Below are 20,710 nucleotides of genomic sequence, written 5' to 3' on the forward strand. Positions count from 1 at the left end.
GCTTAATCTTCCTCGAAATTACGTTGATGTAATTGGTAATACATTCCATGTTTTGCAAGTAATTCTTGATGAGTACCTTGCTCAATGATCTGCCCTTTATCCATCACAACAATTACATCAGCGTTTTCAACTGTAGAAAGTCGATGCGCAATAACAATCGTCGTTCGACCTTGCATTGCTTCATCAAACGCTTGTTGAATAAAGTATTCAGACTCATTATCTAAGGCACTGGTTGCTTCATCTAAAATTAAGATCGGTGAATCTTTTAATATTGCTCTAGCTATTGCGACACGTTGTCTTTGTCCACCAGACAAATTCAAGCCTTGAGAACCGAGAATCGTATCGTAACCTTGAGGTAGGTTCATAATAAAATCATGTGCATATGCAGCCTTCGCTGCTGCTATCACTTGCTCATCACTTGCATCTTGTAACTGACCATAGGCAATATTATCTCGCACAGAACGGTTAAATAATACAACTTGTTGATTCACAGTCGCAATTTGAGAACGCAAATAACTTAATTCAATATCTTGAACTGGAATACCATCAAAATAAATTTGTCCTTCGCTTAGTTCTTGAAAACGTGGCAACATATTGACTAATGATGTTTTACCCGCACCAGAACGTCCAACTAAGGCAATCGTTTGACCACTTTTAATATCTAATGAAAAATCTTTGATTGCATGGGTGCCATCTTGATAACGTAAATTCGCATGATCAAATTGAATATTACCTTTTATCACGGGCTTCAGTTGGCCTTGATTCATTTCTTCAGGCATATCAAGCAATTCAAAAACGGAATATGCCGCAGCAAGTCCTCGTTGAAGCTTTTCATTGATGTCAGTTAGATTTTTAATTGGTTTAGAAATCAAACCTGCCGCAGTAATATAAGCTACAAACTCACCCGCTGAAGTATCGCCTAATATTTGTGGACGAAGTGCTAACCAAAGAATAAGCGCCATTGCGAATGATAAAACCAATTGAATAACAGGACTGTTAATATTTTGAACAATCACCATCTTTAAACCACGACGCAGGTTTTCTTCTGAAGATTTATAAAAACGCTGTTGTTCAAAAGCTTCACCAGTGAAACTTTTTACCACACTATTACCGTTAATTGTTTCTTGAACCACATGGTTCACATCACCCATTGTATTTTGCACTTGTATGGATAACTTTCGCATTTTCTTGGAAGCAATACGAACAAGAACACCAATGACTGGCATGAAAACAATGATACAAAGTGTTAAACGCCAGTTTGTATAAAATAAATAGCTGAGTAATCCGATGACAATTAAGCCATCTTTCACTAATGTTTGTAACGAATCTGATGATGCAGCAGTTAACTGTTCTACGTTGTACATTAGTTTTGCACTAATGTGACCAGTACTATTATCAAGATAGTATTGAGCTGGCAATCTAAGTAGCTTGGCGTAAACTTCTTGACGAATACTAAACACTAATCGGCGTGATATGACTGCCGTAAAGTATCCACCCAAGAATAAACCAATACCGCGGAAAAACATTAACAAGATAATTAGGACTGGGAACCAGTCTAAATTTTCACGACTACCACTTTGAATTGCATCAATAATGTATTTAAGTAATTTGGCTACTGAAACCTCTGTCGCAGCATTAATGCCAAATCCAAGCAATACAAATAAGGCAATGCCCCAATAAGATTTTAAATATGCTAAAAGTCGGACATAAACCTTAAAATCTTGACTCACTCAGTAAAACCTCTTGTTGGAACTTTGGTGCTGATATTCACATTTACAAAACCAAGCTGACCAGCGACATCCATAACGCGTATAACATCTTGATGAGCAGCTTTAGCATCGGCAGCAATAATAAACATAAAGTCACGGCGATCTTGTGCAACCTGTTTAATCGCAGTACTTAGATCCGCACTTTCTTTCGTCGATAATGCTTGACCATTCACAGAATAATGCCCTGTCGAGTCTACCATGATTTCGATTTTTTGATCGAACTGTTTCGGCGGAACCCCTTGAGCATCAGGCAGTGTAAGATTGATACGACTTTGTTGACTGAAAGTCGTAGAAAGCAATAAGAACACCAAAATAAATAACATACAGTCAATCATTGGCGTTAAATTGATATGAATATCTTCAACTTGAGAGCGTTTGAATTTCATAATTACACCTATGCTCAGCTTGCAAGGCGATGTTCTTGCACATGTGGTGCTTTTTTATAAAAAAGTGCTGCATGAAACAGGGTTGATTGCTGCTCTAGTTCAGCAATATATTCATGCACAACACGTTGAAAATAGCGATAAGCAATCATCGCAGGGATTGCAATCAACATCCCTACGGCTGTCGTAATCAAAGCTTTAGAAATACCAGGCATCATCATACTAGCGTTTCCAGCAGAACCCACATCAATAACGAGAAACGATTCAATAATACCTAGAACCGTACCTAATAATCCTAATAAAGGGGCAATCGCACCTAATGTACCTAAGAAATTAATATTTTTTTCTAAATAGCTGATTTCTTGAGAAGCTTTTGCCTCCATCTGCGCACGAGCAAACTGTTCACCTTGATCTTGGTGTTCATATCCAGCTTTTAAAATACGACCAAGTGGACTTTTAATAGCTTGCTCTTGCTCTAAATGCATAATTACTGATTCAGCATTAGCACTGGTCATCAGTAAATCTTTTGGTAATACCTGTGAGCGTTTTAATCGAATATAACGCTCTAAGATAATTGCAACCGTAAAAATTGATGAGAGCATAAGAGGCAGCATTAACCAACCGCCTGCTTTTACTAGTTCCCACATATTATTCCCCAATAATATTAAATAAATAACAGGGATTTCACCCAATATTAGTCAGGTAAACAAATATTTAGGATTCCATCCAATTCATCTAATGAGTGATAGTGAATGACCATTTTTCCCTTACCTTTTTGATTATGGTCAATTTTAACATTTGCACCAAAACGCTCAGATAGCTTTTGGGTCAATTGTTCAATATCTGGAGAAACCTGAGTTTTTTCCTTTTCAGGTTTTGGCTCTCCCCACTCACGTGCTAATTGTTCAGTCTGACGCACTGACAATGCTTTTTCAATCACGATTTTTGCAACATCCATTTGATCTTTTGCTTTCAAAGTCAAAATGGCACGTGCATGCCCCATATCTAATTGACCTTGTTGCATTAAATCTTTAATTGGATCTGCCAAGCTCAGCAGTCTAAGTAAATTACTTACCGTTGTACGTGCTTTGCCTACTGTATCTGCAATTTCTTGATGGCTTAGACCAAACTCATCATGGAAGCGTTGTAATGCAACAGCTTGGTCAATTGGATTAAGATCTTGACGTTGAATGTTTTCAATCAAAGCCAAGGCAATCGCAACTTGATCATTTAACTCACGAACAATTGCAGGAATTTCAGTCAAACCTGCTAATTGTGCTGCGCGCCAGCGACGCTCACCCGCAATAATTTCGTATGGGAAATGTTCATCATCAACAGGACGAATCACAATTGGTTGCATCACACCATGCTTTTCAATCGATGTAGCAAGCTCTTGTAAATCTTGTTCTTGAATAAAACGACGAGGTTGATATTCTCCACGTTTTAATAAATTGACATCAATCTGCTTAAGTTGACCGTGATCTAAGGCTTGTGCTTCAAGTTGCAATTTCTCTTTTTGAATTGAACCCAATAGCGCATCTAAACCACGACCTTTAGCCAATCCGCGTTTTTTGATGCTCATACAGCATTTCCTTTTTTCACTTTACTTTTCTTCAACATTTCTGCAGCTAAGTTCAAATATGCAATCGCACCTTTTGAACTCTTTTCAAAATAGATTACAGGTAAACCATGCGCAGGAGCTTCCGCTAAACGAATATTTCGAGGAATCACTGTTTCATATAGTTTTTTACCGAAGTATTGTTCTAACTCAGCAGAAACATCTCGAGTTAACGCATTACGAGCATCGTACATAGTACGTAATACCCCAACGATTTCCAAGTTGGGATTAAGGGCTTTTTGTATACGATCAATAGTCTGTGTCAGATCAGCCAAACCCTCCAAAGCATAATACTCACATTGCATTGGTATGATTACACTATTCACCGCTGCCAATGCGTTAACAGTGATTAAGCTTAAGCTAGGTGCGCAGTCAACAATAATATAATCAAATGTCGAATCGACTTGCTGTAATGCATTTTTAAGAATAAATTCGCGACCTTCTTGCTCTGCAATTGCCAGCTCTACTCCAGCAAGTTCACGATTTGCACCTAAAACCTTATAACCCACTTCTGCTTTTTGAATTGCAGTTTCGATGGGTACTTCTCCAAGAAGGACATCTGTAATTGAATAAAGCAAATCATTTTTTTGAACGCCAGACCCCATAGTGGCATTTCCCTGAGAGTCCATATCGACCAACAAGACACGCTTTTTCAAAATTGCTAGAGATGCAGCAAGATTAACGGCTGTTGTGGTTTTTCCCACACCACCTTTTTGATTTGCAATTGCAATAATTTGAGCCATGATTACCCTTAATTTTTTTATTAAATGCGTTGAAGTAAAAGTAAATGACGCTGTTCATCTAATCGCGGTACACGCAGCTCAATTACTTTGCAAGAATATTGCGCTTTCATCTGTTCAATTTCATCAGCAGGAATCAAGCCTTTCATCGCAGCAATGATACTTAGCTCATGCATATAAGGTTGTGCGGCGTTGACAAAATCTGTTAATGAAGCAAATGCACGACTTGTGATGACATCGAACTGACCTAGATCATCAATACTATCTTCATTTTCGACACGAGTTTGAACTGCAATTACATTTGTTAATTTCAAGTCAGCAATAAACTGCTTCAAAAAACGAATTTTTTTTCCATTGGAATCTAATAGTACACAAGATCGTTCTGGTTGACATAAAGCAATGATCATACCAGGCATTCCGCCACCTGTACCCACATCCAATAAGCGACCTTGTGGTAAATCATTTAAGATACTTAAACTATCTAATAAATGTTTAACCAACATTTCTTTCGGATCACGGATAGCGGTTAAATTGTACGCTTTATTCCAAAGCACTAGAGCATCTTGATATTTCAGTAAGAGTAATAGCGCCTCTTCACTCAGGTTTAAACCTAGAGCTTGACTACCTTGCTTTAATTCTTGAAAAAAAGGATGCATATCAGTGCAACATCTCGATAAACTTGCCGTGCAGTATACCGATTTCTGATACAAGGCACAGTAGGACTTGTTGAACGATTATGCAGTTAAACATATACAAACATGATAAACTGCACAATCCATTAGTTTTTTGTCTTTTCTTTTGCAAATCAAAGCGACACAAAGCATTTTTTATTATGCAAATGCATTCTGCTTGATTTGCTGATCTAGCTGTTCTAAACGCTCAGGCGTACCAACATCAACCCATATTGCTTGCATCTTCTCAGCGGAAACTTGCTTTTGCAGCATTGCTTGTTTGAGTAATGGCGCTAAAGGTCGTTTACCCTGTTCCAAACCGCTAAACATTTTTGGCGCTATTACAGCAATACCACTATAAGTTAAAGCTTCGCCCATTTGTTCTTGCTCAAATGTATAAGCCAAACCATTCGACAAGATAAAGTCACCTTTCAAATGTTGTGGGGGATTTTCCACCAACACCAAATGCGCTTGTTGATCACCCAGCTGAACATTTAACAATGAAGAAAAATTCATTGTGGTCCAAACATCACCATTTACTAAAATAAAAGGTTCGTCACCCAATAAAGGCAAAGCATTAATGATACCACCAGCTGTTTCCAGCCCCTCACCTTCATGCGACCAAAGAATTGTTACGCCGAATTGAGAACCATTACCGAGAGCAGCAACAAGTTTATCGCCCAACCAAGCAGTATTGATTACAATTTCAGTCACACCCACCGTTTTTAGTTTTTCAATATGCCAAACAATCAGTGGTTTTCCACCCACTTCAAGCAGCGGCTTAGGTGTGTGCAAAGTCAAAGGGCGCATGCGATTGCCCAAGCCGGCAGCAAGGATCATGGCTTTCATTATGCTGCAACCTCGTAACTGCCATACTTCACAATAAACTTTGGCATAACCACTTCACGAATAAACTGCATAAAGTCATTCAGTTCATCATAGCCCTGGCTTTCTTCAAGCAAATACCACATTACGCGAGGTAAATCTTTGAGGTAGCCAGATTTTCCATCACGCTTAAACAGACGAACAAAGATACCCAAAATTTTCAGATGGCGTTGAATTGCCATCAAATCTGCATCTCGTTTGAATTGCTCGAAACTACGGTTTTGTTTCGCAGTTGCTGGTAATAAGTTATAGAACACTTCAAACCATTCGTAGACGCGCTCAGCATTCCACTGCACATAGGCATCACGCGTAATCGAGATGAGATCGTAAGTATCAGCACCGATCACTGCATCTTGGAAATCAATTACACCAAGCTCTTGTTCATTTTCGATTTTCATCAAATTACGACTATGAAAGTCACGATGCACAATCACTTGAGGCTGATTTGTTGCTTCAATAGCTAAGAAATCAAAAGCCTGTTCAATCGTTTCCAATTGCTGCTCTGTTGGTTGAATGTCTAATGAAGGAAGCATCCAATCCGTTAGAAGTCGCATCTCAGTCATTAACTTTTCATAAGAGTAAGTTGGTAATTGCGCATGGCCGTCAATTTGCTGTAATTCAATGAGCTGCTTAAAGCTTTGCGCATAGTATTGATCGACTGTTTCATCATTGAGTAAGGTTGATAAAACAACATCCCCAAAATCCTCTAACAAGAGCAATCCCAGTGTTAAGTCTTTAGCAATGATATGCGGAACACGCACACCATTTTTGTCAAAAAACTCATCTATGTTTACGAATGGCACACAATCTTCTTTTTCAGGCGGCGCATCCATCAACATATATGTATTGTTTTGTAACTTAATTCGCGCATAGCGACGAAAGCTTGCATCTCCAGCCAAAAAGCTGATCTCAAATTGATCAGATTGTAGAGTGGCTTGAAGCCAAGTTTGTATCAATTGTTCACGTTGTGTATTCATTTGCAATAAAATCTAAAACTAGCTGAGATTTTGAAAGCTTAAGTGTAGCCACTTATCAACTTTTTCTCTATGATGCGACAATAATTAATTGTGAATTAGCGTATTGGTTAATGAGACAATGAAACATCAGTTTAAATTTAATCCTTTAGCAACAGCTATTTTGACACTCTTATGTGGCGGCTCGATTCAATCAGGTTTCGCGGCTACGACTGGTGCTGTCTCTACGCTTGACAACAAACAGCTCAAAGCAGCAATTCCTCAAACTCAAAACCAAGAAAGTTATCCTGGTGAAAGTTTTTTTCAGCAATATTATGTAGATAAAACAGCTCCTGAAGCACAACTACGTGACAATCGCTATTTAAGCTCCTCTTTTTGCCAAGGAACTTGGGTCACCCCGATCAATCCTGAAACAAAAGCAGGTGACACAAGCACCACAACCTCGGTCATAACTGCTGATTATGGGCATTACAATCCAACGGGTGATTCTGTCCTAAAAGGTAATGTTGTTATTGATCAAGAAGGTCGGACGATTCGTGCAGATCAAGTCACCATCGATTCGACTCAAACGCATGCAAATGCTGAAGGACGTGTACAGCTTGCTCAATCAGGTTTGCTTACCCAAAGCGATGCGATTAAATACAATTTAAAAACCCAGACAGGTGATTTAAATAATAGCTTTTACATCTCTGAGCAACAGCATGCGCATGGTCATGCAAGTCAAATCAAACGAGAAAGCGAAAATTTAGTTATTTTAAAAGATGCGAGCTATACCGCCTGTCCACCAGAACAAAAACCAGCTTGGAAAATTCAAGCAAAACAAATTGAGTTAAATCAAGATACTGGTCGCGGTGTAACACGTGGTACAAAACTTTATGTAAAAGATGTACCTATTCTGGCCGTACCTTATTTCAACTTCCCTATCGATGATCGTCGCACCACAGGTATGTTAAGCCCGAATTTTGGCTATAGTAACGATGGTGGCGCTCAACTAACCGTTCCTGTTTATCTTAACTTAGCACCAAATTATGACTTAACACTCACACCAAGCTATATGAGCAAACGTGGTGTGAAGATGGATGCTGAATTTAGATACATGACTGAAAACTTCGGTTCTGGTCGAATTTGGGGTGGTTTTTTACCGAATGATGATGAATATGATAATAAAGATCGTGACGACCTTCATTTCATTCATAATTGGCAAATCAATCAACAATGGTCTACAAATTTAGAATTTAACAGCGCATCAGATAAAGATTATTTTTCAGATTTTAACTCAAGTCCAAATACAAAAACCGATTTGAATTTACGTCGTGCATGGGAGCTAAACTACAAAAATGGTATTCCTGGACTTAAAGCACAGTTAAAAGTTGAAGACTTCCAGACACTCGACAAAACCATTGCTGATAAAGATAAGCCTTACGCGAGACTTCCACAATTTTTATTAAATTATGTCACTGGTGATCCTCAAGGACTTCAGTACGAATTTAATAATGACACAGCCTACTTTAAAAAATCGATTAGCGATGGTTCTGCTTTAGAATCAAGTGGTACACGTATCTATAATCAATTTGCTGTTCGATATAATTATTTAACACCATCTTGGTTTTATGTTGTCCCTGAAGTATCTGTTCGTAGCATTAATACATTTTACGATCAAGATACAAAAGAAGGACTCGGTTATTCTGCATCTGATGATTTAGAAAAATCTGTTGTGGTTCCGCAATTTACATTAGCGACTGGCATAACTTTTGAAAAAGATGGTAAATACCTTCAAAGCATTTCACCTCGTGCTTTTTATGCCTACTCACCGTATAAAAACCAAGAAGATCATCCAAACTTCGATTCCACTACTGCATCTATTAGCTATGATCAATTGTTCAACCCATACCGATTCTATGGACATGACCGTTTAGATGACAACAATTTCCTGTCACTCGGCGTAACCTATAGTCTATTAGATACAGAAGGTTTAGAACGAATCAAAGCCAGTGTTGGACAAAGCTATTATTTCAGCGATCGCCGTGTGTCTCTAAATCAAGAACCTGATGAATTTGACACGCAGCGCCGCACGGGTCCAATTGTCAGCTTATCTAGTCAACTCAACCAAAACTTTACGATTGCAGCCAATTCTGCATGGATGTCAAATGGTGATAACGCTCAAAGAGACTTCCAAGCATATTATGTCGGTGACAAAGGTAATCTATATAATGTGGGTTACTTCTATCGCAAAGACATTCCTGATAGACAAAACTCTTATGACCAAGCTGTTGCATCGTTTATACAACCTGTAAAAGACAATTGGCGTATTATGGGGCATGCTCAATATGACCTAGACAACAATGTGATGCGTGAATATTTACTCGGTGTAAATTACGAGTCATGCTGTTGGGCTGTATCGGTCTATGGTCGTTCTTACTATAACGACTTGGACGATCCAAACGCTCCAGATGTTCGCAAAAAGAATGCTGTTATGGCCGAATTTACCCTAAAAGGTTTAGGTGCTTTAAATAATAAGCTAGCATCTCTTCTTGAGAATAGAGTTTTAGGTTTCAACAAAATTAATCAATCTTGGACACAACGTTAATGAAGATAAAACCAATTCACCATATCTTTAAAGCGACTGTTCTCGCTGCCCTAATTTCTTCATCAATGCAAAGCTTTGCTCAACCTACGGATGAGGTTGTTGCTATTGTAGATAGTAGTGTCATTCTTAAAAGCGATCTAGAACAAGGCGTTGCTGAAACAGAACATCAGCTTAAAGCACAAAACAAAACTGTTCCTCCGCAACAGTATTTACAAATGCAAGTTTTAGATCAACTGATTATTCGCCAAGCTCAATTAGAGCAAGTTAAACGTTACGGCATCAAACCAGACGAAAAAAGCTTAAATGCCGCTGTGTTAAAAGTGGCAAACCAATCAGGTGCCAATAGTTTAGAAGCATTTCAACAAAAATTAGATGCCATTGCACCCGGTACATATGAAAACCTACGCAATCGTGTTGCAGAAGACTTAGCAATTGGTCGTTTACGTCAACAACAAGTCATGTCACGCATTAAAATCAGTGATCATGATGTTGAAAATTTCTTAAACTCTCCAGAAGGTCAAGCTGCACTAGGCACTCAAGTTCATGTTATTCACATGCGTATTTCTGGTGAAAACGAATCTGAAGTTCAAAAAGTAGCTCAAGAGGTTAAGCAATCTCTTAACTCCAATGATGATGCGAAATCGATTAGTTCAAAACTATCCACTTCTGCTGTTAAAGTTGATGGTGCAGATATGGGTTTCCGTTCATTATCTGAAATACCAACTGAACTTGCTGCTCGCATTACACCGCTGAAAGTGGGTCAGACGACAGAACTGATTAATGTTCGTGATGGAACACATGTATTAAAACTTATTGAACGCAAACAGAACGATCAAAAAGCATTAGTTTCACAATTCCAAACACGTCACATCCTTATTCAACCATCTGAGGTTGTCACTTTAGATCGTGCCAAGCAGATGATTGACAATCTTTATAATCGCGTAAAAGCAGGAGAAGATTTTTCAACTTTAGCAGCGACCTATTCAAATGACACAGGTTCAGCACGTGATGGCGGTAGTTTAGGCTGGGTAAGTCCTGGTGTTATGGTGCCTGAATTTGAACAAGTCATGAAAGAAACACCTGTTGGGCAAGTCAGCAAACCATTCCAAAGTCAATTTGGTTGGCATATTCTTCAAGTTACGGACACCCGCCAACAAGATATGACCAAAGAAGTTCAAGAAAGAATGGCTCGTCAAATCCTTGGCGAACGCCAATTTGACACCGAAGTGGATAGCTGGGCTCGTGAACTTCGTGCTAATGCTTATGTGGAAATTAAAGACGTAAACTTAGATTCTAAAGCGAAACAAAACTAAATAATGAAAAAATGCCAGTTTTAATTCTGGCATTTTTCTTAAGAAGTTTCATAAAAAATAGCGGCAATTGCCGCTATTTTTTTAACTAAATTATTTGTAACGATCAACCATTTGTTCTAAAGAAATAGGGCGAATCTTGTCAGCATTACCTGCTGTACCAAATGCCTCATAGCGTGCAATACAAATATCTTTCATTGCTTCAACGGTTTCACCAAAGAATTTACGTGGATCAAATTCACTTGGTTTTTCCGCCATCATACGACGCATCGCACCAGTAGAAGCCAAACGTAAATCTGTATCGATATTAATCTTACGAACACCGTGCTTGATCGCTTCTACAAGCTGATCTACAGGTACACCATAAGTTTCTTTAATATCACCACCATATTGGTTAATAATCGCCAACCATTCTTGTGGTACAGAGCTTGAACCATGCATTACAAGATGCGTGTTTGGCAGTGCAGCATGAATTTCTTTAATGCGGTCAATCGCCAAGATATCGCCTGTAGGTGGACGAGTGAACTTGTACGCACCATGAGAAGTACCCACAGCAATCGCTAAGGCATCGACATCAGTATCCGCAACGAATTGAGTTGCTTCTTCAACAGATGTTAATAACTGAGAGTGGTCAAGTACACCTTCTGCACCAACACCATCTTCTTCACCAGCCATACCAGTTTCAAGGCTACCTAAGCAACCAATCTCACCTTCAACTGAAACACCGCAAGCATGTGCCATAGCGACAACACGACGAGTTACATCAACGTTGTAATCATATGAAGTAGGCGTTTTACCATCCGCACCCAACGAACCATCCATCATAACTGAGCTAAAACCCAATTGGATAGAGCGCTGACATACATCAGGACTTGTACCATGATCTTGATGCATTACCACTGGAATATGTGGCCATTCTTCAATCGCAGCTAAAATAAGATGACGCAAGAATGGTGCGCCTGCATATTTACGCGCACCAGCCGAAGCTTGCACAATCACAGGTGAATTCGTTGCATCTGCCGCGAGCATAATTGCACGCATTTGTTCTAAATTGTTTACGTTAAACGCTGGTACGCCGTAGTTATGTTCTGCAGCGTGATCCAAGAGCTGGCGCATTGAAATTAGAGCCATAATATCCTCCCAGGTAATGCGGCATATTCTACATGTTGATTTACTTCAATTCAGCAACTAATCGCAGGATTTCCAAAAAAATCATGAATCTTTTGTGTAATTTGGTTATCAATTCACTTTAGCCATAAAAAAGACCAAATCTTTTAATGATTTGGTCTAGATATTTACAATACACTGAGTTTAGAGAATGAAAGTCTAACGTTATTAACAATAACCTTCCAAACGAGTGAGTGGTAATGTTTTACCAATCGCCTTTTCAATTTCAGGTAGATAAAAAGCATCATCTTCCGATAAAAAGCTAATACTGACACCTTGTGAACCAGCTCGACCAGTACGCCCAATACGATGAACATAATCATCAGATTGCTCAGGCAAAGTATAATTAATCACATGGGAGACTCCATCCACATGAATTCCACGACCCGCAACATCAGTTGCAATCATGACGTTATTCTTGCCTTGTTTGAATTGGTCTAACATTTTTAAACGTTTATCTTGTGCAATTTCGCCAGATAGCATTCCAACTTTATAACCATCACGTTTTAAATGATCATATAAACGGCGCACTTGATCACGACGATTTGCAAAAATCATGACTTTATCAATTGGCTCGTCACGAAGAATTTCTTGCAATAATTTATATTTATCTTCTTTTGCAACAACATAAACACGTTGCTCTACATCAATACTGGTTTTTTGATCAGGTTCGATTTCAACTGTTACAGGTTCAAATAACCACTGTCTAGCGAGGTTTAGAACATCGTAGCTAAATGTTGCGGAAAACAGCAATGTCTGACGCTGCTCTTTAAACGGCGAATAGCGAACAATTCGTTTTACTGATGGAATAAAGCCCATATCAAGCAAACGATCAGCTTCATCAATCACTAAAAATTCAATTTTATCTAACCAAACTTCTTTTTGTTCAACAAAATCGATTAAGCGACCCGGTGTAGCGACAATAATGTCAACAAAACCTCGATCTAACAACTTCTTTTGTTTATCAAAATCAACACCGCCCAAAAGTGTAACAACACTCAGATCAGTGAATTTAGTCAAGCCTTGAGCATCACTTTCAATTTGCAAAGCTAGTTCACGAGTCGGCGCCAATATCAAAGCACGCGGTTCACCCCGATAACGTTGCTCTGTCACAGGATTATTTAATAAATCATTAATTACACTAATTAGAAAAGCAGCTGTTTTTCCTGTACCAGTCTGCGCTCGACCAATCGCATCATGCCCTGCTAATGTATATTTTAAAACCTTTTGTTGGATTGGGGTCATTTGTGTAAAACCCAAAGCATCAATCGCTTTTTTTAACTGCGGATGTAAATTTAAGGTTTCAAAACCAGATGTCATATATGCTCTCGGACCATCAATGATCAAAAGAAAGTGGGTATTATAAACAAAAACGCCCCAAATTACATTGGGGCGTTTTTATATTGCTTTAAAGCAACAAATTAGTCTAAAGGCTGAACGTTTTCAGCTTGGAAACCTTTTTGTCCTTGAACTACGCTGAATTCAACGCGTTGGCCGTCACGTAAAGAACGGTGACCGTCACCCATAATTGCGCGGAAATGAACAAATACGTCATCACCACCATTACGCTGAATAAAACCAAAGCCTTTAGTGTCGTTAAACCACTTTACTACGCCTTGTTCACGAGCTGTCATAAGTCAATCCTCAGATATTGAAAGATAAGGACCTTCCGGTGTTGCAAACAGCAGAGCCAACAAGGTTTTAAAATTTTTTATAATTTTAAAGCTTGTAATCATTCTGTAAAACTATCAACAATTTCCGGTTACATCCATTTGTTATAGGTTTATTACGATAAAATCGTATAACATGTATCCTAAAACGCATCGAGCTTAACATGGGTTTATGATAATTAATAGATTTATTTTAAGTTATTTCCGATAGTTCTAGCTGTTTTATAGAATATTTTAGCTGTTTTATTGATGAAATTTTTATCTCAAAAATTACGCCAATTTTTGCTAAAATAGTGATGAATGAAATAATTGAAAAGTATATGACCGAAACATTAAATTTACCTCTAATTATTGATGCATTAGGACAACCTTGCCCTATGCCTTTACTCATGCTGAAACGCGCCATGAAAAAAGACATTAGTGTGAAACAATATTTGTTGAAGTCATCTGATCCTCATAGTGAAATTGATGTAACTCGATATTGCCAAATTCAGCAACTTCATTGCCTGACTCAGAAAATTTCAGACAATGAATTTCACTATTTAATTGAATCTATATAATTCTTTGATAAACTCTTGCTAAAGAAAATATTGTTAAATTTACATTTTTATACTCAAATTTCCTTAGTGATGAAGCACATTCACATTAAGATGAAATTATTGACTCAAACACCATCCTATAAGGAGACTCCATGACTACTGACAGCAGCAATCAATTGATGCCCCTGTCATTGTCTGCGCCAGGCGTAAACCTTGGTGCATATATCAGTACTGTCAATCAAATTCCAATTCTAACGGCCGAGCAGGAAAAAGAACTTGCTGAGCGTTATTATTATGACCAAGATCTTGATGCTGCCAAACTTTTGGTAATGTCACACTTACGCTTTGTTGTGCATATTGCACGTAGCTACGCAGGTTACGGATTGCCACAAGGCGATCTCATTCAAGAAGGCAACCTTGGATTAATGAAAGCGGTAAAACGCTTCGATCCTAATATGGGTGTCCGTCTAGTTTCTTTTGCAGTTCACTGGATTAAAGCTGAAATACATGAATATGTGATTCGTAACTGGCGTATTGTCAAAATCGCAACGACCAAGGCACAACGTAAATTATTCTTTAACTTACGTAGTCTTAAAAAATCAAGTAAAAAGCTGACATTAGCGGAAGCTCAATCTATTGCGAATGACCTAAATGTTACGCCAGAGCAAGTACTCGAAATGGAAGGTCGATTAACCGCCTATGATGCTGCTTTTGAAGCTCAAGGCGATGATGATGATGACACTCCACATACTGCTCCTGCGCTTTATTTAGAAGATAGCCGTTACGACCCTGCTCGACTTGTCGAAGAAGAGGATTACGAACAGCAAAGTACCTCTGCTTTGCATGAGGCAATGGATCAACTTGATGATCGCTCACGTAATATTTTACAGCGTCGTTGGTTGGACGATGACAAATCAACCTTGCATGAACTGGCTGCTGAATATAACGTTTCTGCCGAACGTATTCGCCAGCTTGAAAAAAATGCAATGGAAAAAATCAAAACTGCAATGTCTGCGAGTTAAAATCAAACAAAAACATAAGGGCTACAATGCCCTTTTGTTTTATCTGGCTTTGTTTAAGCCCCCGAATATGTTAACTTTGCTCATCAAATCTCTAGTTCCATTATCATTATGTGGATAGCCATCTCGGCGCTTAATCTTGCGCTTGCAGTTATGTTGGGTGCTTTTGGTGCTCATGGTCTCAAATCTTTTGCCACACCTGAACAACTTAGTTGGTGGGGTACTGCAACTCAATACTTTTTCTATCATGCGATTGGTTTGCTTATCTTGGGTGTCCTGCATAAAACCACAACAACATTTCCAATAAAAATTTCTTTTATTTTGATCCAAATTGGTATCATCTTTTTCTGCGGTTCGTTGTACATTATGGCGCTCGGCCTACCTCGCATTTTAGGTGCGATTACACCGATTGGCGGTGCGTTTATGATAGCGGGCTGGCTGTTACTCGCATGGCAAGCAATCAAGCATGCGAAATAAGGATTGATCATGCATATCTATTTAAACGGCGAGTCAACAGACACGCCTTGTGAAAATCTACAGCAATTGATTCAAAGCTTAGCGCTTGAAGGCAAACGCTTTGCTGTAGAGAAGAACCAACAGATTATTCCGAAAAGTAGACTTGAGCAAACTGTCATTGCTCCTGAAGATCGTATTGAAATTATTCAAGCTGTTGGTGGCGGCTGATTGGCTAAAAATGGAGTAAGCCCATGCAAGATTCCCCTTTAATTATTGGTTCACGGACGTTTCAATCACGTTTATTGGTCGGAACTGGTAAATACAAAGATTTAAATGAAACCGATTTAGCTATTCAAGCCAGTGGTGCAGAGATTGTTACCGTTGCGATTCGTCGTGTAAACATCGGTCAACATGCAGATCAACCGAACTTACTTTCAGTGATTCCACCAGAGAAATACACAATTCTGCCAAATACCGCAGGCTGCTTCGATGCAGATAGCGCGATTCGCACCTGTATGTTGGCACGTGAACTGCTTGATGGGCACAATCTGGTGAAATTAGAAGTTCTCGGTGACGAAAAAACCTTATATCCAAATGTGACCGCAACGCTAAAAGCAGCGCAAACATTGATTGATGATGGTTTTGAAATCATGGTCTACACCTCAGATGACCCTATTGTTGCTCAAGAACTTGAAAGTATGGGTTGTGTTGCGATCATGCCTTTGGGTAGCTTAATTGGTTCTGGTCTCGGTATTCTCAATCCACATACCATTTCTATCATCAAAGAAAACGCTAAAGTTCCTGTGCTGGTGGATGCAGGTGTTGGTACTGCCAGTGATGCTGCGATTGCAATGGAATTGGGTTGCGACGGCGTATTAATGAATACAGCGATTGCGGCTGCGCAAAATCCAATTTTAATGGCTTCTGCCATGAAAAAAGCGGTTGAAGCAGGTCGTGAAGCATTTTTAGCAGGTCGTATGTCACGTAAGCGTATGGCCAATGCCAGCTCACCTGAGACGGGGTATTTCTTTAAGTAAAAATAGAACGATTAAAGGGAGCTTTTGGGCTCCCTTTTTTAATGCAATTACAATTTATCTTGATTCCAGATTAACCAAATGAACAACATGCTCCGTTGATTGTAAAGCAAGATCATGTAAAACATCTGGCTTGAGCTGTTTGATCTCATGCTTTGGCATCCATGAAATTACCTGAGCTTCAGTCACATCATCAAAATAACGAGCTTTCGTTTGAATACTGCCTTTATAAATATAAAGAAATTCATGAAAATGCCGCCCCACTACGGGATCATAGAAGAAATTTTCAACAATCGCAAAAAGCACAGGCGAATTAAAATACTCTCCTGTTTCTTCAAGCACTTCTCGTTGAATCCCTTCTAATGTTGTTTCCGAAAACTTTAACCGCCCTCCTACCAAGGAGATGCTTCCATCTGGAAATGTAGAAACCAAAATCTGATCTTCATGCTCTATCCAAGCAGCTACACGAATATTAAGTTTTCCCTCTGCAATATCTAATGTTAAATCTTTCACTTACAAACTCAACGAATGAACTTTAGGGTCTGTTGACATTTGCTGTGCAAAAAAATAGCGAGAAAGTAAAATTCAATCGCCAAACCAAATTTACTCCTCGCTATGACTCGTACAATGCTGAATGATCAACACTGGTTAAAGCTGAAATCTATTGTCCACAATTTGGGGATCTACCTCAAACATAATCTTCGAAATTTTATTGAAGCCATTCTCTATAGAATTAGAACAGGTTGTCCTTGGCGAGATTTACCTGAATCTTTTGGTAAGTCCAACACCATATTTAAACGATTCACCAGGTGGTCTAAAGATAATAAGCTACTAAAAATATTTAAATTATTATCAAAACATGCTGATCTAGAATGGGTGTTTATTGATGCTAGCCATATTCGAGCACATCAACATGCTACAGGACTCAAGGATCAAGCTATTTCAAGAAGCATCGGTGGAAACAGTACTAAAATCCATTTAGCTGTGGATTCAAATGGGAACCCAATCCAATTTCTCATTCATGATGGCACCACCCATGATGTGAGTGTTGCACCTGCATTAGTCGATAGCATTGATTTAAAAGATACCGATGTGCTTTGTGCAGATAAAGGATATGACTCAGAATTATTGAGAGAGCAGATAGAAAAAACAGCGACTAAAGCAAATATTCCAAAGAAATCCAATACACGATCGAACAATGATTATATGGACTGGCACTTATATAAAATCAGGCACTTAGTGGAGAATACCTTTGCTAGACTCAAGCAATTTAGGGGAATTGCAACACGTTATGACAAGCTAAAGCGGAACTACGAAAATTCAGTTGCTTTAGCCTGTATATTTATTTGGCTACCGCTATGAAATGTCAACACACCCTAATCATTTATTCTATTATATTCTTTAAATTATTTTTGGCACTCTGCTCAAAATTCTGTTGAAAATATTCAGTTTGATACAGCGGTACTGTCTGATAAAAATGCGCTAGGACTTGTTTTCTTTTAATCGAATAAACATCTGGATCTACCCAAGCATATTCATGCTGAATCTGCTGTTCGTATTCATCAAAACGCTCTGGTGAAACAGCTAGAATGGCCAAATCAATATCCAGTAAAAATTGCAAATCTAGCTCATTCGTTGCTTCATGCTTTTGCGTCGCAATAATCCATAGCTTTATCTTTTCAACAATATCAATTGATAAATCTTGAGCCAAATACTGTACGAATAGCTCCGCACTTTTCAGCTCATTATCTTTTGCTTGCGGATCATAGACCGCATCATGAAACCAAAGTGCTAACTCAACTGCATTCGCATCATTTAAATCAGATCGAATCGTTCCAACTAAAAGCAAACATTCATACAAATGCTGAACGGTATGATAGGCCCTTTGCTTTTCACTGTAGGCAGCAATCAACTTATTAAAAACTTTCTGTGGCTCAGAAAAATGATAATGCTGATGCAGCTCAAACCAAGATTTTTCTAATACAGTTAAATATTGCTGCATTACTCATCCTTATTGGATTGCCTTATTAAGCCACTTTGCTAATGACTCTGCATCTTTACGCTCTAAAAAAAGCTGATACAAGGTACAGGAACCAAACTCATGCTTCAGTTCCTGTTGGCGCATAGGGTGATTACCAAATCGAAACCGTCGAGTACCATCTCGGTCTAAAGGCAATGCATACACTCCATAACTTCGAGGTTCTGTCAAATGTCCTTTAACTTTAACTTGATCAGACGATATTGCGTGTTTTAATAAATATTCTTTGGTTAACATCCCACCCTGCCCAAGGCAAATCTAAGCTGCGTGTTGCTCATCTCGCTTAAAGACCAACTCTTTATTCGATGAACTTTCAGCATCAAAGTAATACCCTTCACTATCAAATGCTTTTAATTGTTCTACTTGGCTTAATTTATTTTCAATCAAGTATCTCGCCATCAGACCACGCGCTTTTTTCGCATAGAAACTAATGACTTTATATTTTCCGTTCTTCTGATCCAAGAATACTGGCTTAATAATTTCCGCCTGAATGTTCTTTTCATTTACAGATTTATAATATTCGTCAGAGGCTAAATTTACCAATATTTTCGAATCAATTTTAGCTAAATCTTGGTTAATTTGGTCGGTGATAATGCTGCCCCAAAACTCATATAAATTATGACCACGACTATTCTTTAATTTAGTGCCCATTTCCAAACGGTACGGCATCATCAAGTCTAACGGACGCAATAAACCATAAAGACCAGACAGCATACGTAAATGCTGTTGGGCAAAATCAATATCTCTATCTTTTAAATGATAAGCATCTAGACCTATATACACGTCACCTTTGAATGCAAATAAAGCTTGACGTGCATTAGAAAAATCAAATTCCACATTCCAATCACGAAAACGCTCTACATTTAAATTGGCGATTTTTTCACTCACGGTCATTAACGATGCTATTTCTGTTGCAGAAAGTTTTCGACACGCATCTATCAATTGTTGTGATTGCTCTAATAAACGTGGCTGAGTATGTGTATCAGTCGGTAAAGCTGTTGTGTAATCAAGTGTTTTCGCTGGAGAAATTAAAGCAAGCATAATTAATCAAAATAAATTTATCTTGGTGAAACTATATCAGTTGATAATTTTTAATGCCAATTCGTGTTCTCGTTAAGTTTTATCGGTAAAATAGTGGATTCTTCCATTATCCATTGCGTATCTTATGTCTGAGCAATTATTCATCCAAGGTCCTGTTGGTCAAATTGAAATGTTTGTCGATCAACCCCAAGGTGAAATCACAGGTTTTGCTGTTGTTTGCCACCCACATCCTTTACAAGGTGGAACACCTCATCATAAAGTCCCTGTCCTATTGGCTCAGATTTTTAATGAAATGGGGTGTGTGGTTTATCGTCCTAGCTTCCGTGGTTTACAGGGTAGCGAAGGTACACATGATCAAGGTCATGGCGAAACTGAAGATATTATGGTTGTGATTGAATATGCCCGTGCTAAACATGCAGGTTTAACTTTCTATGCAGGTGGTTTTAGTTTCGGTTCTCATGTATTAGCTAAATGCCAAGCACAACTCAGTGAAGAATTACGTCCAAAACAATTAGTGCTCTGCGGACTACCAACTGGCTCAGTAGTGGATTTACGTCATTATAAAACCCCTGCAATTGACGGCGATATTTTATTCGTACACGGCGAACAAGATGTTATTACCCTGCTCTCAGATATGATTGCTTGGGCAAAACCACAAAAACATCCAATCACAATTCTGCCAGGTGCCAATCATTTCTTTACAGGTTATCTAAAACAGTTGCGTCAAATTATCACTCGTTTTTTAAAACTTTAGACTTAACAACAAATTACTAAGAAAAATATACGCCTTTTGAATCCAATGTCTGTTA

24 protein-coding genes are annotated in these 20,710 nt (G+C 38.5%); 9 read left to right on the forward strand and 15 right to left on the reverse strand.

Features of this window, described 5'->3' with window-relative positions:
• Positions 1-2: 2 nt before the first annotated feature.
• The 8 genes from msbA to NGC85_RS08965 form a co-directional block, all read right to left on the reverse strand.
• Positions 3-1,730: a lipid A export permease/ATP-binding protein MsbA gene (msbA, locus tag NGC85_RS08930; protein WP_005058801.1), complete on the reverse strand. Its 1,728-nt coding sequence runs from the start codon at positions 1,728-1,730 to the stop codon at positions 3-5.
• Complete coding sequence (locus NGC85_RS08935; RefSeq protein ID WP_005053784.1) at positions 1,727-2,155, reverse strand: biopolymer transporter ExbD; 429 nt, start codon at positions 2,153-2,155, stop codon at positions 1,727-1,729. Before NGC85_RS08935 ends, msbA begins: the two co-directional genes overlap by 4 nt.
• Before the next feature lie 14 nt (positions 2,156-2,169).
• On the reverse strand, positions 2,170-2,799 hold the full coding sequence (locus tag NGC85_RS08940) for a MotA/TolQ/ExbB proton channel family protein (RefSeq protein WP_254730361.1): 630 nt from the start codon (positions 2,797-2,799) through the stop codon (positions 2,170-2,172).
• 47 nt (positions 2,800-2,846) lie between these two features.
• Positions 2,847-3,734, reverse strand: coding sequence for a ParB/RepB/Spo0J family partition protein (locus tag NGC85_RS08945; protein WP_005053780.1), 888 nt, complete (start codon positions 3,732-3,734; stop codon positions 2,847-2,849).
• On the reverse strand, positions 3,731-4,513 hold the full coding sequence (locus tag NGC85_RS08950) for a ParA family protein (RefSeq protein WP_254730362.1): 783 nt from the start codon (positions 4,511-4,513) through the stop codon (positions 3,731-3,733). Before NGC85_RS08950 ends, NGC85_RS08945 begins: the two co-directional genes overlap by 4 nt.
• Positions 4,514-4,533: 20 nt before the next feature.
• Positions 4,534-5,166, reverse strand: coding sequence for a 16S rRNA (guanine(527)-N(7))-methyltransferase RsmG (gene rsmG, locus NGC85_RS08955; protein ID WP_005053778.1), 633 nt, complete (start codon positions 5,164-5,166; stop codon positions 4,534-4,536).
• Between the two features lie 174 nt (positions 5,167-5,340).
• A complete protein-coding gene (murU, locus tag NGC85_RS08960) occupies positions 5,341-6,030 on the reverse strand; it encodes an N-acetylmuramate alpha-1-phosphate uridylyltransferase MurU (RefSeq protein WP_254730363.1) in 690 nt (229 codons plus the stop codon).
• A complete protein-coding gene (locus NGC85_RS08965; protein ID WP_254730364.1) occupies positions 6,030-7,043 on the reverse strand; it encodes an aminoglycoside phosphotransferase family protein in 1,014 nt (337 codons plus the stop codon). Before NGC85_RS08965 ends, murU begins: the two co-directional genes overlap by 1 nt.
• A gap of 118 nt (positions 7,044-7,161) precedes the next feature.
• Here NGC85_RS08965 and NGC85_RS08970 point away from each other — a divergent pair, with 118 nt between their 5' ends.
• Both NGC85_RS08970 and NGC85_RS08975 read left to right on the forward strand, forming a co-directional pair.
• The gene (locus NGC85_RS08970) at positions 7,162-9,627 is read left to right on the forward strand and encodes an LPS-assembly protein LptD (protein ID WP_254730366.1); all 2,466 of its coding nucleotides are present in this window, start codon (positions 7,162-7,164) and stop codon (positions 9,625-9,627) included.
• Positions 9,627-10,940, forward strand: coding sequence for a peptidylprolyl isomerase (locus NGC85_RS08975; RefSeq protein WP_169110109.1), 1,314 nt, complete (start codon positions 9,627-9,629; stop codon positions 10,938-10,940). The genes NGC85_RS08970 and NGC85_RS08975 overlap by 1 nt, the downstream gene beginning before the upstream one ends.
• A 90-nt stretch (positions 10,941-11,030) precedes the next feature.
• Here the strand turns inward: NGC85_RS08975 and fba are convergent, their stop codons facing one another.
• The 3 genes from fba to NGC85_RS08990 all read right to left on the reverse strand — a co-directional run bounded on the left by fba (position 11,031) and on the right by NGC85_RS08990 (position 13,738).
• Positions 11,031-12,068 (reverse strand): class II fructose-bisphosphate aldolase, encoded by a 1,038-nt coding sequence (gene fba / locus NGC85_RS08980; RefSeq protein WP_005053772.1) that lies wholly within the window; start codon positions 12,066-12,068, stop codon positions 11,031-11,033.
• A gap of 204 nt (positions 12,069-12,272) precedes the next feature.
• The gene (rhlB, locus tag NGC85_RS08985) at positions 12,273-13,424 is read right to left on the reverse strand and encodes an ATP-dependent RNA helicase RhlB (protein WP_254730368.1); all 1,152 of its coding nucleotides are present in this window, start codon (positions 13,422-13,424) and stop codon (positions 12,273-12,275) included.
• 101 nt (positions 13,425-13,525) lie between these two features.
• Positions 13,526-13,738: a cold-shock protein gene (locus NGC85_RS08990; RefSeq protein WP_004653893.1), complete on the reverse strand. Its 213-nt coding sequence runs from the start codon at positions 13,736-13,738 to the stop codon at positions 13,526-13,528.
• A gap of 356 nt (positions 13,739-14,094) precedes the next feature.
• On the opposite strand from NGC85_RS08990, the gene NGC85_RS08995 reads away from it, so the two are divergent.
• From NGC85_RS08995 to NGC85_RS09015, 5 genes are all read left to right on the forward strand, one after another.
• Entirely contained in the window at positions 14,095-14,334 is a 240-nt protein-coding gene (locus tag NGC85_RS08995; RefSeq protein ID WP_254730370.1) for a sulfurtransferase TusA family protein, read from the forward strand.
• Between the two features lie 131 nt (positions 14,335-14,465).
• Positions 14,466-15,335 carry an RNA polymerase sigma factor RpoH gene (gene rpoH, locus NGC85_RS09000; protein ID WP_005058780.1) on the forward strand — a complete coding sequence of 290 codons (870 nt, stop codon included), beginning with the start codon at positions 14,466-14,468 and terminating at the stop codon, positions 15,333-15,335.
• Between the two features lie 108 nt (positions 15,336-15,443).
• Positions 15,444-15,809, forward strand: a complete 366-nt coding sequence (locus NGC85_RS09005; RefSeq protein ID WP_254730372.1) for a DUF423 domain-containing protein — start codon at positions 15,444-15,446, stop codon at positions 15,807-15,809.
• A 9-nt stretch (positions 15,810-15,818) separates the two neighbouring features.
• Positions 15,819-16,016: a sulfur carrier protein ThiS gene (thiS, locus tag NGC85_RS09010; protein WP_254730374.1), complete on the forward strand. Its 198-nt coding sequence runs from the start codon at positions 15,819-15,821 to the stop codon at positions 16,014-16,016.
• Positions 16,017-16,039: 23 nt separating this feature from the next.
• Complete coding sequence (locus NGC85_RS09015; RefSeq protein ID WP_254730376.1) at positions 16,040-16,825, forward strand: thiazole synthase; 786 nt, start codon at positions 16,040-16,042, stop codon at positions 16,823-16,825.
• Between the two features lie 54 nt (positions 16,826-16,879).
• On the opposite strand, the gene NGC85_RS09020 is transcribed toward NGC85_RS09015, so the two are convergent.
• Positions 16,880-17,335 carry an NUDIX domain-containing protein gene (locus NGC85_RS09020; protein WP_254730378.1) on the reverse strand — a complete coding sequence of 152 codons (456 nt, stop codon included), beginning with the start codon at positions 17,333-17,335 and terminating at the stop codon, positions 16,880-16,882.
• Between the two features lie 102 nt (positions 17,336-17,437).
• Between NGC85_RS09020 and NGC85_RS09025 the strand changes: the two genes are divergently transcribed.
• The gene (locus tag NGC85_RS09025; protein ID WP_254730381.1) at positions 17,438-18,184 is read left to right on the forward strand and encodes an IS5 family transposase; all 747 of its coding nucleotides are present in this window, start codon (positions 17,438-17,440) and stop codon (positions 18,182-18,184) included.
• Positions 18,185-18,206: 22 nt separating this feature from the next.
• On the opposite strand, the gene NGC85_RS09030 is transcribed toward NGC85_RS09025, so the two are convergent.
• The 3 genes from NGC85_RS09030 to yaaA are packed head-to-tail and all read right to left on the reverse strand — an operon-like array spanning position 18,207 to position 19,901.
• A complete protein-coding gene (locus NGC85_RS09030) occupies positions 18,207-18,824 on the reverse strand; it encodes a metal-dependent hydrolase (protein WP_254730384.1) in 618 nt (205 codons plus the stop codon).
• A 9-nt stretch (positions 18,825-18,833) separates the two neighbouring features.
• Positions 18,834-19,097: a hypothetical protein gene (locus tag NGC85_RS09035; protein WP_254730387.1), complete on the reverse strand. Its 264-nt coding sequence runs from the start codon at positions 19,095-19,097 to the stop codon at positions 18,834-18,836.
• A 21-nt stretch (positions 19,098-19,118) separates the two neighbouring features.
• Complete coding sequence (gene yaaA, locus NGC85_RS09040) at positions 19,119-19,901, reverse strand: peroxide stress protein YaaA (protein ID WP_254730390.1); 783 nt, start codon at positions 19,899-19,901, stop codon at positions 19,119-19,121.
• 124 nt (positions 19,902-20,025) lie between these two features.
• Here yaaA and NGC85_RS09045 point away from each other — a divergent pair, with 124 nt between their 5' ends.
• On the forward strand, positions 20,026-20,655 hold the full coding sequence (locus tag NGC85_RS09045) for an alpha/beta hydrolase (RefSeq protein WP_254730392.1): 630 nt from the start codon (positions 20,026-20,028) through the stop codon (positions 20,653-20,655).
• The last annotated feature ends 55 nt before the right edge of the window (positions 20,656-20,710 follow it).

This window comes from Acinetobacter sp. Z1, from assembly GCF_024296945.1.
Classification (GTDB): Bacteria; Pseudomonadota; Gammaproteobacteria; order Pseudomonadales; family Moraxellaceae; genus Acinetobacter; species Acinetobacter beijerinckii.

Coding starts and splice junctions, on each gene's coding strand:
- fba (WP_005053772.1), bottom strand. CDS start 12,068: ATGGCTCTAATTTCAATGCGCCAGCTCTTGGATCACGCTGCAGAACAT.
- NGC85_RS08975 (WP_169110109.1), top strand. CDS start 9,627: ATGAAGATAAAACCAATTCACCATATCTTTAAAGCGACTGTTCTCGCT.
- NGC85_RS08995 (WP_254730370.1), top strand. CDS start 14,095: ATGACCGAAACATTAAATTTACCTCTAATTATTGATGCATTAGGACAA.
- NGC85_RS09025 (WP_254730381.1), top strand. CDS start 17,438: ATGACTCGTACAATGCTGAATGATCAACACTGGTTAAAGCTGAAATCT.
- NGC85_RS09030 (WP_254730384.1), bottom strand. CDS start 18,824: ATGCAGCAATATTTAACTGTATTAGAAAAATCTTGGTTTGAGCTGCAT.
- NGC85_RS08940 (WP_254730361.1), bottom strand. CDS start 2,799: ATGTGGGAACTAGTAAAAGCAGGCGGTTGGTTAATGCTGCCTCTTATG.
- rhlB (WP_254730368.1), bottom strand. CDS start 13,424: ATGACATCTGGTTTTGAAACCTTAAATTTACATCCGCAGTTAAAAAAA.
- thiS (WP_254730374.1), top strand. CDS start 15,819: ATGCATATCTATTTAAACGGCGAGTCAACAGACACGCCTTGTGAAAAT.
- NGC85_RS09035 (WP_254730387.1), bottom strand. CDS start 19,097: ATGTTAACCAAAGAATATTTATTAAAACACGCAATATCGTCTGATCAA.
- NGC85_RS08935 (WP_005053784.1), bottom strand. CDS start 2,155: ATGAAATTCAAACGCTCTCAAGTTGAAGATATTCATATCAATTTAACG.
- NGC85_RS08970 (WP_254730366.1), top strand. CDS start 7,162: ATGAAACATCAGTTTAAATTTAATCCTTTAGCAACAGCTATTTTGACA.
- yaaA (WP_254730390.1), bottom strand. CDS start 19,901: ATGCTTGCTTTAATTTCTCCAGCGAAAACACTTGATTACACAACAGCT.
- NGC85_RS08990 (WP_004653893.1), bottom strand. CDS start 13,738: ATGACAGCTCGTGAACAAGGCGTAGTAAAGTGGTTTAACGACACTAAA.
- NGC85_RS09045 (WP_254730392.1), top strand. CDS start 20,026: ATGTCTGAGCAATTATTCATCCAAGGTCCTGTTGGTCAAATTGAAATG.
- rpoH (WP_005058780.1), top strand. CDS start 14,466: ATGACTACTGACAGCAGCAATCAATTGATGCCCCTGTCATTGTCTGCG.
- NGC85_RS08965 (WP_254730364.1), bottom strand. CDS start 7,043: ATGAATACACAACGTGAACAATTGATACAAACTTGGCTTCAAGCCACT.
- NGC85_RS09005 (WP_254730372.1), top strand. CDS start 15,444: ATGTGGATAGCCATCTCGGCGCTTAATCTTGCGCTTGCAGTTATGTTG.
- murU (WP_254730363.1), bottom strand. CDS start 6,030: ATGAAAGCCATGATCCTTGCTGCCGGCTTGGGCAATCGCATGCGCCCT.
- rsmG (WP_005053778.1), bottom strand. CDS start 5,166: ATGCATCCTTTTTTTCAAGAATTAAAGCAAGGTAGTCAAGCTCTAGGT.
- NGC85_RS08950 (WP_254730362.1), bottom strand. CDS start 4,513: ATGGCTCAAATTATTGCAATTGCAAATCAAAAAGGTGGTGTGGGAAAA.
- NGC85_RS09015 (WP_254730376.1), top strand. CDS start 16,040: ATGCAAGATTCCCCTTTAATTATTGGTTCACGGACGTTTCAATCACGT.
- NGC85_RS08945 (WP_005053780.1), bottom strand. CDS start 3,734: ATGAGCATCAAAAAACGCGGATTGGCTAAAGGTCGTGGTTTAGATGCG.